The organism is Sorangium sp. So ce1036 (assembly GCF_051369805.1).
GTDB lineage: Bacteria > Myxococcota_A > Polyangia > Polyangiales > Polyangiaceae > Sorangium > Sorangium cellulosum_F.
In genome coordinates this window covers 3807618-3819894 of record NZ_JBBMOX010000001.1, presented here as the reverse complement: position 1 = coordinate 3819894, position 12277 = coordinate 3807618, and the positions used below count along the sequence as shown (strand labels likewise).

Here is a 12277-nt window from a genome sequence, read left to right as displayed (position 1 = left end):
CTGGGCCATGCGGGCCGATGGGACGGCCCCGGAGGGGTGATCGGCTCCGGCCGTCAAGCGGCGTCGCGCTCGAGCTCGTCCCAGAGGCGCACGTCGCTCCGCTCCTTCAGGAAGATCCCGCCGACGACCACAGTGATGAGCGCCACCCCGATCGGGTAGGCGAGGCCCGCGTAGATGTTGCCGGTCGCGACCGTCACGGAGGAGGCGATGAGCGGCAAGAGCCCGCCGAACACGCCGTTGCCGAGGTGGTACGGGATGGACAGCGAGGTGTAACGCACCTTGGCCGGGAAGGCCTCGACCAGGTAGGCCGCGATCGGGCCGTAGACCATCGTGACGAAGATCACGAGCACGAACACGAGCGCGGTGAGCGTGACCGGGCTGTCCGCGTTCTGCTTCATCGCCCAGAACACGGGGTAGAAGCAGACCGCGGCGAGCAGGTTGCCCGCGAGCATGATCTTCTTCCGGCCGATGCGGTCCGAGAGCGCGCCGAAGAACACGAAGAACGGCATGCCGAGGGCGAGCGCGACGGCGATCACAATCGTGGCCGTGATGAACGGGACCTTCAGGGTGTTCTGCAGGAAGTAGAGGGCGTAGAACTGCCCCGTGTACCAGATCACGCCCTGGCCCGCCGTGGCCCCGAACAGGGCGATCAGGATCACCTTCCAGTTGCGCTTGTTGCCGAGGCTGTCCTTGATGGGCGCGGCCGAGGTCTTCCCCGCGGCCTTGAGCTTGGCGAAGATGGGGGACTCGTGCAGGCGAGAGCGCACGTAGAACGACACCGCCACGAGGAGGACCGACAGGAGGAACGGGACGCGCCAGCCCCAGTCCTTGAAGGCGTCCTCGCCGAGCAGCATGCGGGTCCCGAGGATCACCGCCAGCGAGACGAACAGGCCGAGCGTCGCCGTGATCTGGATGAACGAGGTGTAGAAGCCGCGCCGCTCGTCGGGCGAGTGCTCGGCGACGTACACCGCCGCGCCGCCGTACTCGCCCCCGAGCGCCAGCCCCTGCACGAGGCGGATCAGGACGAGCGCGAGCGGGGCGGCGAGCCCGATCTTCTCGTACGTGGGCAGGATGCCGATGAGCGCCGTCGCGCCGCCCATCAGCAGCAGCGTCACGAGGAACGCGTACTTCCGGCCGACGATGTCGCCGATGCGCCCGAACACGAGCGCGCCGAACGGGCGGACGACGAAGCCCGTGGCGAAGGTGCCCAGCGTCATGAGGAAGCCCGCTGTCGGGTTGTCCTTCGGGAAGAAGTGGGTGGAGATGATCGCGGCGAGACTTCCGAAGATGTAGAAGTCGTACCACTCGATCATCGTCCCGCCCGCAGACGCGAAGATGACCTTCCAGAGCGTGGAGCTGCTGACGACCTCGCGCCCGCTCTCGCGGGAGGGGCTCTCGATCGCCACGTCGAGTGTTCCGGGAGATGTCTGTGCCATGGGCTCGGTCCCTCGATGAGGAATTCCAACGCCTGTCGAGCTGGCTGAAGGCAGGCCTCCGGCCGACGTCGGGCCGCGGGACAGGGAGCCACGGCGTGTTCCATGACCCCTCTCTCCGTGCGAGCACCGGTGTCGCGGTCGCGGCGCGCCGGGCGGCGCGCATCGACGACTTGCACCACACGCGTCGTATGCTGATCTGCGCGATCTGAATACCACGCCAGGTGGGCGCGAGAATACCCGTTCCGCCTCCAGCAGAGCGCGCGGGCTGCCTCGATCGGCGGCATCGCGCTACGATCGGTAACACGTCGGGACGTCGCGCTACGATCGGTAACACGTGGACCGCGGGCGCGCGCCTGTCCCGGCCCGGGCGCGCGCGCCGCGCCGCGCCGCGTCGCGTTGCGCCTCGGCTCAGGTGCGCGGCCGGGGTATCCCGAGCCGCTGCCGGCGCTCCCACAGCGCCTTCCGGCTGATGCCGAGGCGACGGGCGATCTCCGTCTCCGTGAGCTCGTGCTGGTGCTCGAGGACGAAGCGGCGGAAATAGCCCTCGAGCGAGTCGGACAGGGGCTCTCCTTCGCGCGCGGCCGGCGCGGAGGCGGGCGAGGACGGCTGCGGGGGCTCGTCGAGCCCGAGCAGGGCCTCGCCGATCTCGCCGGCGTCGGCGAGGACCAGGGCGCGGTGGATGGCGTTCTCCAGCTCCCGGACGTTGCCCGGCCAGCGGGCCGCCGCGATGGCGGCGCGCGCCTCCGGCGACAGCGTGAGCGGCAGCCGCCCCGTCGCCCGCGCGTGCCGCTCGAGCAGCGACTCCGCGATGCGCACGGCGTCGCCCGCGCGCTCGCGCAGCGGCGGCAGGCGGATCTCGAGGACCCGCAGCCGGAAGTAGAGATCGCTCCGGAACGACCCCTCGCGCACCATCGCCACGAGATCCCGGTGCGTCGCGGCGATGAGGCGCACGTCGACGCGCCGGGCGCGGCTCGCGCCCACGCGCCGCACCTCGCCGGTCTGGAGGAAGCGGAGCAGCCGCGCCTGGACCCTCGACGGCAGCTCGCCGATCTCGTCGAGCAGGAGCGTCCCGCCCTCCGCGGCCTCGCAGAGCCCCGCGCGCGCCGAGGGCGCGCCAGGGATGGCGCCGCGCTCGTACCCGAAGAGCTCGGCCTCGATCAGCTCCTCGGGGATGGCCGCGCAGTGGACCGGGACGAACGGGAGGTGCCGCCGCGGGCTCAGCCGGTGCACGGCGCGGGCGAGCGTCTCCTTGCCGGTGCCGCTCTCGCCGAGGACGAGCAGCGTCGCCTCGCTCGGCGCGACCTTGCGCGCCTGCGCGAACACCTCCCGCATGGCCGCGGAGCCGCCGATCATGCCCTCGAGCACGTCGTCGTCGGGCGGGGGCGGCGCGAGCGACCCGGGCGAGGGCGCGCGCGGCGCGGCGGCCTCGGGCGGCGCGCCCCGCCCGGGCCGCGCGCTGGCGAGGTGGCGCTCGACGAGGGCGACGAGCTCGTCGTGATCGAACGGCTTCGACAGGTAATCCGCGGCGCCGCGCTTCACGGCGTCCACGGCCGCCTTCACGGTCGCGTAGCTCGTCATGAGCACGACCGGCGCGCCCCCGCACCGCCCGACGAGATCCGTGCCCGGCGCGCCGGGCAGGCGCACGTCGGCCAGCACCAGATCGAACGCGCCGAGATCGTGGTCCGCCGCGGCCTCGGCGACCGACCCCGCCTCGACGACGTCGTGCCCGTGGCGGGTCAATAACCGCCGGAGCTCCGCCCGGATGATGACCTCGTCCTCGACCAGCAGGATCCGGCTCATGGCTCCGCCTCGTGTCCTCGCCGCCCCTCGCCCGCGCCCGCGTCCGCGAGCGGGAGCCGGACGATGACCGTTGTTCCCTGCCCCACCGCGCTCCGCAGCGCGAGGGTCCCGCCGTGATCCTGGACGATCGAGCGCGAGAGCGGAAGGCCGAGCCCCGTGCCGCTCGGGTCGCGCTTCGTCGTCACGAACGGCTCCAGCACCACGGCGAGGAGCTCCTCGGGGATGCCGCTGCCGTGGTCCTCGACCTCGACCACGATCTGGCCCGCCTCGATCCGGCCCCGGACGGCGACGGTCGCGCCGTCCTCCGAGGCGTCGCGGGCGTTGGCGAGCAGGTTGACGAAGACCTGCACGAGCTCGCGCCGCTCCCCGATGACGACGAGCGACTCCGGGCAGTCCTGCTCCACGCGGATGCGCGGCGCCGCGCGGTCGAGCCGGATCAGCCGCTCGGCCTCGGCGATCACCTGGGCGAGCGGCACGCGCCCGACCCGCGCGCGCGGGATCTCGCCGGGCGACGGAACGGCGCCGGTGCGGCTGTGCTCGAGGAGCGATCGCAGGATGGCCTCGATGCGCGCCGCCTCGCCGACGATGAGGCCCGCCCGCGCGCGGATCTCGTCGCTCTCGGCCTCGGCGCGGAGGTTCTGCGCGACGCAGGCGATGCCGGTGAGCGGGTTGCCGATCTCGTGGGCCACGCCGGCGGCGAGGCGGCCGAGCTGGGCCAGGCGGTCGCGGTGGGCGAGCTCCGCCTCGAGCGCGCGCCGCTCGGTGCGATCCTCCACGAGGAGGACCACGCCCCCCGAGGCGGCGCGCGCGTCGATCGGGTCGAGCGCGGCGCGGTGCACGCGCAGCGCGCGCACGCGCCCGGCCACGGGCGCCTCGATCTCGTCGGCGCCGGCGTCGCCGGCGGAGGCCGCGGTGGCGGCGCGGGCGAAGAGCTCCGCGAACGGGGCGGGCAGCCGGTCGAGCGGCGCCCCGACGAGGTCGCGCTCCTCGACGCCGACGAGCGCCTCGAGGCGCCGGTTCACGAGGCTCACCGCGCCGTCGGGGCCCACGGCGCACACCCCGAGGGGGAGCTGCGCGAGCACCGAGCGGAGCCACCGCCGCAGGAGGTCGAGCTCCTTCGCCGCGCCGACGAGGCGCGTCTCGCCGCTCGCGAGGCGCCGCTCCAGCCACCTGAGCTCCTCGGTGAGCGCGCCGCGCGCCCCCGCGCCCTCGGCGGGGGCGCGCGCCTCGGCGACCGCCCGCGCGAGCACCGGGCCGACCAGCGGCGAGAGGTTGCGGTGCAGCCGCTCCTGGAGCGCGTGGAGCTCGGTGGGGCGCGTCTCGTCGCTGCGGATGTCGAGCTCCAGCCGCGCGCGCGTCACCTCGACGCCGGCCGCCTCGCGGCCGAGCAGCCGCGCGAGCCGCTCCTCCAGCGCGCTCACGCTCGGCGCCACGGTCGCGCGCTCGACCGACGGGCCGATCTCGCGCCGCCTGCACAGGCGCGCCGCCTCGCGCTCCTCGCGGGCCGGCGGGCGCAGGAGGGAGACCAGCCCGAGCGTCCCGCAGTTGACGACGAGCGACACGAACGTCGGCAGCGACCAGGTGTCCGCGGGCGCGGCGGGCGCCGCGACGCCCCCGACGCCCGCTGCGTCCGCGCCCCCGCGCAGCAGGAGCTGGAGCCACCCCGGATCGATGCCGGACACCTCGGGCAGGAGCGGCGCGAGGCACATGGCCGTCCACGCCGCGATGCCGGCCAGGAGCCCGGCGAGGAACCCCGCGCGCGTCGCGCGCTCCCAGAAGAGCACGGCGAAGAGCCCTGGCAGGAACTGCGCGAACGCCACGAACGACACGATACCGCTCTCGACGAGCAGCCCGTGGTGCGATTGCGCGCGGTGGAAGAGCCACCCGCCCACGAGGATGGCGGTCAGGAGCCCGCGCCGCAGCCACAGCACGCGCGCGTAGACGTTGCGGCGCAGGGTCCTCCGGGCGAGCGGCAGGAGCAGGTGCGTCGCGCTCATGTTCGCGAGGGCGACGGCGGTGACCATGGCCATGGCGCTCGCCGCGGAGATGCCGCCGATGAACGCGGCGAGCGCGAGCCAGCGCTGCCCGAGCAGCTGCGGCACGAGCAGCACGTAGCTGTCGGCGGGCTCCGCCGGGGCGAGGCGGGTCCCGGCCCACAGGACGGGCAGCACGGGGAGGTTGAGCGCGAGCAGGAAGAGCGGGAAGGCCCAGGCCGCGGTGGCGAGCGCCCGGACGCCGGCGCCGGTGGCGAAGGCCATGTGCCACTGCCTCGGCAGCAGGAAGGCCGCGGCGAAGCTGATGACGAGCATCGACGTCCAGCCGCTGTCGTCGCGCACGGGGCGGCCGAGCGCCTCGACCTCGGCCGCGTGCGCGCGGAGCCAGGCCGTGAGCCCGCCCGCCCCGCCGAACGCCCCGAGCACGGCGACGAGGCCCACGACCGCGAGCACGACGAGCTTCGCCGCGGACTCGAACGCGACGGCCGTCGAGAGGCCGTCCTCGCGCCCCTGCTCGGCGGACGGGCGGGCGCCGAAGAACGCCGTGAAGAGCGCGAGCAGCGCGCAGAAGGTGGCGCCCACGGCCTCCTCGTGCCCCGGCCCCGAGAGCACGCGGACGGACTGCTCGGTCGCGCGGAACTGCTGCGCGATGTAGGGCACGCTGGCGATGACGGAGAAGGCGGCGACGATCGCCCCCGCGGCGGGGCTCTGGAAGCGGAAGGCGAGGAGGTCGGCGAGCGAGGAGAGGCGCTGCTCGCGCGTGATGCGCAGGACGCGCGACCAGAGGAGCGGCGCGGCGATGCACGCGAGGGTCGGGCCCAGGTAGACGGCGAGGAAGACGAGCCCGTGGCGCTGCGCGAAGCCGACGCCGCCGTAGTAGGTCCACGACGAGGCGTAGACGCCGAGCGAGAGGGCGAGCACGAGCGGGTGCCGCGGGAGCGCGCGGGGGAGCCGCTCGCGCTGCGCGGCGAGCGCGATGGCGGCGAGCGCGGCCAGCCAGGCCACCGTGGCGAGCAGGAGGACGCGCACGTCGATCATGGCGGCGGCCCCCGATCACGGCGGTCCTCCTCGCCGCGGTCCCCGTCGCCGCGGCCCACGCGCGTCGCGAGCGCGGCGAGCGCGATCAGCGCGACCCACACCGCGAAGATCGCCGCGACCGCGAGCAGGCCGCGGGCCCAGAGCAGGCGCGCCGGCGACACGAGGAGGACCGTGCCCAGCAGCACGAGCACGAGCGCGCGGTCCACCGCGCCGGCCTCGGTGTCGTGTCCTCCGCTCATGGGGTGAGGCGACGCATCATAGGAGAAGGGTGCTCGGGCCCGCAGCGGCGAAACACGCGCGGACGCACAGCGCGACGCGTCACCGCGGGGCCGGGGCGCCGCGATCCGGGGCGCGGCGCCGGTCCCGGGGAGATCTCAGCGCACGCACCGCACCCAGGCGGCCGTGAAATGGTTCCACGAGCCGCTCGCGCCGGCGTTGAACCCGGTGAAGCCGTCGTCGAAGTTGAGCGCCCAGGCGACCTGAGCGTCCCTCGCGGCCGCCTCGGCGGCCCAGTACCCGTTGTCGCTGCGGGCGCCGTACTTCGTGTCGGGGAGCATCGCCCGGTGGATCGACGGCGCCACCTGGGCCTCATCGACCCGGGTCGAGAGCTCTCGAATGCTCGGCAGGCGAAAGGCGTGGCCGTTGAGATCGAGCGTCGCGCAGGAGCGCTTCGCGTCGGCCCGGCTCATCGTGGTCGAGGAAGTGGCCTGCTGCCATATCAACCCCGTGTAGTTGTCCCTCACCTCGCCGGGGAACACGACGGTGTACTGGTCGGGCGGCGCGACGGCCGGGCTGCTCGGCGCCTCCCCCTCGCCGTTGCCCCGCACGCAGCGCAGGCTCGCCGCCGTCGCCTTGGAGTAGGCGTTGCTGACGATCCCGTCGCTCACGTGAGGGACCTGCTGGGCGGCGCGCTACGCCCGGCCGATGAGCACGGGCCGATCCGGCACGGATTGACAGAGGACCTCGAGCTCAGATGCCAAAGAGCTCCTGGAGAAACACGCCGCCCTTTCCGGCCCCTGCATGCGTGAAGAACAGGCGCCCCGCCCCGAAGCCGCCCCCGTCCGCGACCCACTCGGCCGCGTGCGCGCGCAGCCGGGCGATGGGGCGCGGCGGGAACGCGAACGGCGAGCGCGAGCGGTAGACGAACGTGGCGTCTTCGTGGACTGGATAGCTCGTGACCGTCAGGTAAAACCATCCCCCCCGCGCGAACACGAACGGCGACTCGGTATGACCGCTGTTGTGCATCGCGGTCTCCGGCCCGAGCGTGAGCGCCATGGCCGGCGGGCTCCAGTGGGCGAGATCCAGCGACGTGCGGTAAGCGACGCCGCTCAGGCGCAATTCCCGCGAGGCGCAGCGCGTGTAATACACCACCCACAGATCGCCCAGCCGGACGAGCATCGGATCGCGGGCGACGCAGATGTCCTCGAAGAGCGTCCTCCCGTGGCGGGCCCAGGCACGACCGTCGCGCGAGCGCGCGATCCGGAAGCCGGACCGGTCGGGATCGGGCGTGCCCACGTGGAAGATCATGACCAGGCTGCCGTCTCGATCCCGGACCACGTGGGGGGCCCAGATCCAGCGCTCGTCGGCGAGGGCGTGGGTGGAGAAGCGCTCCGGGGCGAGCGCGAAGCTCGGTGAGGCGGCCTCGACCCAGCGCGCCGGCCCGGGCCCAGGCGCCGTGGCCAGGACGAACGCCCGCTCGGTGTCCGGCCGATACGGCTCGGGGTTGAAGATGCCCGTGAGCATCCAGCGGCCGTCGGGGAGCTGGATCATCGAATGATCGTTCACGTAGAACGGGCCCCCGGGGAGGCCCTCGGTGTCGAAGATCTCCACCGCGGGGCCCTGCCTGAGCTGCGGCGCGGGAGGCCCGGAGAAGAACCGCAGCGTGTAGCCGCCCTCGCTCCAGGGCGCGGGGGAGCTCGTCGCGTCGATCTCGAGGGCCGGGCGCCTGCCCGCGCCGCATTGACCGGGGGGCAAGTCGATCCAGAGCGCGTCCTCCGCGAACGAGCGGACCGGGTTTGCCTGCATCTCGTGGATCGTGCCGACGTCCCGCCCATCGAGCCTCACGCGCGCCGTCTGGGGGGCCTTCGCCGCGGAGTACGCGCGGAGGAGCAGGAGCCCGCGCGCCTCGGGCGGGCATTCGACCTCGATCCGGGTGATCCCGCGGCCCTCGCGGGACAGCATGAGCCGCCGGGGCGAGGAGCGCTCGGCGTCGACGGCGGAGTGCGCGCGGCGCCCCTCCCCGCGCACGGGGATCGGCTGCTCACCGAGCACGCGATACTCCGGGAATGCGTAGGAGAGCCCCAGCGAGCGCACCCGCAGCGGCGTGTAGGCGCCGGTCGGTCCGGCTTCCATGCCGAAGCGCAGGCCGGAGCGGCTCACGATGGGGTCGGCCACGTGCAGGCGGTACAGGGAATGGGAGAACCGGGCTCCTCTCCCCCCGTCCTCGGGATTGTCGACGAGGAAGCGGAGCTGGCCGCTGAAGGCGTTGCTGTGCGGGCCCAGGAAATAGAAGCCGCCGTTGAAATAGTCCTCGGTGCCGGTCCCGATCTGCAGCGGGTACGACATCCCGTCGGTCCGGATCATCTCGTCGCCCTCGAGGTACGTCCGGTCGTCGGGGCGGCCGCCGCGGATCTGCTCGATGAGGGCGACGACCTGGAGCGGCTCATCGCTCTCGACGAGGGGCATCGTCGTCTCCCGCCCGGGGGCCGTCTGGTCGCGGTACTGCGCGAGGAGCCGCACGCCGGGGCGCGCGGGCGCGAGGTCGACGGCCGCCTCGATGCCCGCGATGGCCGCTCCGGGCGCGGCCTCGAGCGCGAGCGACTCCCCTTCGGCGAGCGGGATGGGCAGCCGCGTCGCGAGCCGGCCGGCTCCCGCGCCATCGGGCGCCCAGGCGGCGTGCAGCGCGCTCCGGAAGGTGGTCCATCCGCCGTCAACCTCGGTGCCCGTGCTGGCCAGGCCGAAGAAGAAGGACGCGGGCACGGGCGGCTGCCCACCGATCCTCACCGCCAGGTCTCTCAGGCTCCCGGCGGGGATCCGGATGTCGAGGCCCGCCACGGTCGCGGGGCCTGCCGCCAGGAGCAGCGGGGCGCCGGGGCGCAGGGCCTCCCGGGGAGACGGGGCGGGCAGGGTGGCGGTCCAGTCCTCGGCCATGAAGCGCTCGAGCTGCTCGGGCGTCGGACCCGACGCGGCGCCGGGGCCCTCGCGGTAGGTGATCTGATAATAGACGGGGACGCCCCGGAAGCGGACCTTGGCCTCGCTGGACCAGGCGAAAGGGACGTAGCTCGTGAAGGCTCCCGAGCTCGCCTCGACGCCGAGCGCGAGGGGCGATCTCCAGGGGCCCCTGCCCTCGAAGAAGTCGTGGGGCGATCCGCGGAAGGCCGTGCGTCCGTCGATCTCGATCCAGAGCTCCTGGTCGGGTTTATCGAGCTCCGCGCGCGGGGCAGTCATCCAGATCCGCGTGATTCTCCCCTCACCGCGGGCGTGGAACAGGACCTGGTGATCGCCTTCGCGGGCGATCCCCGGGCGATAGCCGTCGTCATTGCCGCCTGCGGGGTCGTGCGTGGTCACGCTCCGGGTGATCCACCCGGGGTGAAAGGAGAGGAGATCTTCCAGCACCGGCGCGATGGACGCCGCGCCCGGCGCCATGGCGAGGGACGCCCCGAGGAGGTGGCGAATCGCGCGGGAGACAAAGAGGTCCAGGCGTGCGCCCGCGGCGCGCACGTTGTGGGTTCCGGCGTGCATGAGCGCAACCTAAGGGCGCGGACGGCGCCGAGGGAGCGGGCGCGGCCAGGTATCTCGCTTGCACCACCGCGGGGAGAGACCACGCGCGACGCTCCGGGCGCGCATTCGAGGGGTAATCCATGCGCACTCGAGACGATCGACGCGCCGTCGGAGGGCCGATCCGCATCGGGCTCTCCGCGCGCGCTCGCGGGCTGCTCCTCTCGCTCCTCGCGCTCTCCCCGCTGGCGGGCGCTGGCGGCCGCGCGCCGGGCTGCGCGTTCGCCGAGCCCGTGGAGCAACGGGCCCCGCCGGGAATGCCCGGAAGGACGCGGCCGCGGCTCGATCGCGCGGCGTATGCCGAGCGGCTCCGTGCGATGTGGGTTGGCGCGTGCATCGCCAACTGGACGGGGCTGCGGACGGAGGGCGTCCGCATCGAGCGCCCCTTCTTCACCGACGCCGACTGGGGGAAACCCCTGGGCCGCGACGGGGCGCGGATCGACTTCGTGCTCCTCGACCCCTGCCCAGCCGACGACGACACCGACATCGAATATGTCTACCTGCACCTCATGACCGAGGCCGGGAAGCTCTTTCTCTCTCCCGAGGAGATCCGGGACGGGTGGCGCGCGCATATCCGTGATTTCATATGGGTCTCCAACCGGAGGGCGCGCGACCTCCTGGAGCGAGGCGTGCTGCCCCCGGCGACGAGCCATCCGGCGCTCAATCCGTACGCGCTCCACATCGACGCACAGCTCACGACGGAGATCTTCGGCGCCCTCGCGCCCGGCATGCCGGGGCTCGCGCTGCGGATGGCCGACCTCCCCATCCGGACCACGGCCCGCGATCACGCCGCGCACGCGGCGCAGTTCCATGTCCTCCTCTTCTCGCTCGCCGCGACCGTCGATCCGGAGAAGCCGCGGCAGGAGGAGCTCGTGCGCATCGTCCGGGAGGCCAGGGGTCATCTGCCGGACGGGTCGAAGGCCGCCGATGTCATCGATTTCGTGGTGTCCGCGTATCTATCGACCGAGGATCGCGATGATTGGGAGAGCGTTCGCGACGCCATCGCGCATCGCTACCAGGAACGGGCCTGGGCGCACGGCTTCGTGTACCGGGGGTTCACGGAATCGGCGATCAACCTGGCGACCGGGACGATGGCCCTGCTTTTCGGCGGGGGGAACTTCCTGCGTACCGTGCAGATCGGCACCCTGTCCGGATGGGACTCGGACAACGGCACAGCGACGATGGGCGCGCTCGTGGCGCTCATCGGCGGGATGGAGGAGCTGCGCCGATCCTTCCCGGGGGCACGTGTTTCCGAGCGCTACCACGTCCACCGCACGCGGCCCACGCTCCCGGACCGGCTGCCGGAGGATCGCGAGGCCGAGGACACCTTCACGGCGATCTCGACGAGGATGGTCGCGCTGGTGGATCGCGCCGTCCAGGAGGAGGGCGGCCAGGTCGAGTCGACCCGGTGGGTGCTCCCTGGCTCTCGATCCGACCCGGGTTGGCTCTGCGACCCGACCCGGGTTGGGTTCTCGTCGTCGTCGACCCCGACCCGGGTTGGGTTCTCGTCGACCCCGACCCGGGTTGTGGTTCTCCGCCGACCCGGGTTGTAACCTTCCCCTGTTGTAGTTCTCCTTGACGAGTTGGCAGAAATTCCGTTCGGATCGAGGGCATGGAAGAGCCGTTCTCCCCAGCGATCCTGATACCGCGGGCGGGTCGTGCGCTGGCCGCGAGAGCCGTTCCGGGCGAGGACCCGTCCCGACGGCTTTGTGCTCGAGAGTCCATGGTCACGAGAGAAAGATGCACACTTGAGCATAGCGCCGAGGCGAGCGCCACATGACGGACGCCTTATCTTGGAGGCGAAGTATGTCGATGTTGAGGATAAGCACAATACTCTTGTTCATCGGTCTCATCTGTGCGAGCTGCACCTTGAGCGAGGAGGAGGCTCGGGAGAAGTTCGACGCGATCGTGGCCGAATCGAACGCATGCAACGATGTCTCTGAATGCGTTTATGCGTCTGCCGGCTGCCCGCTCGGGTGTGTCGTGGCCGTGAACAGCGCAAGACAAACGGAGGTAGAGGAAGAGGCGCGCGCGCTCATCGAGGACTACGAGCGCGGTGGGCGGTCGTGCGCGTACGACTGCGCAGTACCGGGTCCGCTCGAGTGCATCGGGGGCCGCTGTCAGGAGGGCGCCTCACCCTGACGAGCGCCTCGCCACGAGCCGATCGTGGAGACCCATCCGACCGCACGCTCCCCGACGACGCGTCGAGGCCGTCTCACCATCGCGCTCCCG

Annotated in this window: 8 protein-coding genes; 2 read left to right on the top strand and 6 right to left on the bottom strand. The window is 72.8% G+C overall.

What is annotated here, in order from left to right; genetic code table 11:
• Positions 1-53: 53 nt before the first annotated feature.
• The 6 genes from WMF31_RS14680 to WMF31_RS14655 form a co-directional block, all read right to left on the bottom strand.
• Positions 54-1436 (bottom strand): MFS transporter, encoded by a 1383-nt coding sequence (locus WMF31_RS14680; RefSeq protein ID WP_436602540.1) that lies wholly within the window; start codon positions 1434-1436, stop codon positions 54-56.
• Between the two features lie 408 nt (positions 1437-1844).
• A complete protein-coding gene (locus WMF31_RS14675; RefSeq protein ID WP_436602539.1) occupies positions 1845-3236 on the bottom strand; it encodes a sigma-54-dependent transcriptional regulator in 1392 nt (463 codons plus the stop codon).
• Positions 3233-6268, bottom strand: a complete 3036-nt coding sequence (locus tag WMF31_RS14670; RefSeq protein ID WP_436602538.1) for an ATP-binding protein — start codon at positions 6266-6268, stop codon at positions 3233-3235. Before WMF31_RS14670 ends, WMF31_RS14675 begins: the two co-directional genes overlap by 4 nt.
• On the bottom strand, positions 6265-6507 hold the full coding sequence (locus WMF31_RS14665) for a hypothetical protein (protein ID WP_436602537.1): 243 nt from the start codon (positions 6505-6507) through the stop codon (positions 6265-6267). Before WMF31_RS14665 ends, WMF31_RS14670 begins: the two co-directional genes overlap by 4 nt.
• Before the next feature lie 135 nt (positions 6508-6642).
• Positions 6643-7155: a DUF1566 domain-containing protein gene (locus WMF31_RS14660; RefSeq protein WP_436602536.1), complete on the bottom strand. Its 513-nt coding sequence runs from the start codon at positions 7153-7155 to the stop codon at positions 6643-6645.
• 82 nt (positions 7156-7237) lie between these two features.
• A complete protein-coding gene (locus tag WMF31_RS14655) occupies positions 7238-10009 on the bottom strand; it encodes a DUF2961 domain-containing protein (RefSeq protein ID WP_436602535.1) in 2772 nt (923 codons plus the stop codon).
• Positions 10010-10128: 119 nt separating this feature from the next.
• On the opposite strand from WMF31_RS14655, the gene WMF31_RS14650 reads away from it, so the two are divergent.
• Positions 10129-11598: an ADP-ribosylglycohydrolase family protein gene (locus WMF31_RS14650; protein ID WP_436602534.1), complete on the top strand. Its 1470-nt coding sequence runs from the start codon at positions 10129-10131 to the stop codon at positions 11596-11598.
• Between the two features lie 253 nt (positions 11599-11851).
• The gene (locus WMF31_RS14645) at positions 11852-12187 is read left to right on the top strand and encodes a hypothetical protein (RefSeq protein WP_436602533.1); all 336 of its coding nucleotides are present in this window, start codon (positions 11852-11854) and stop codon (positions 12185-12187) included.
• Positions 12188-12277: the final 90 nt, after the last annotated feature.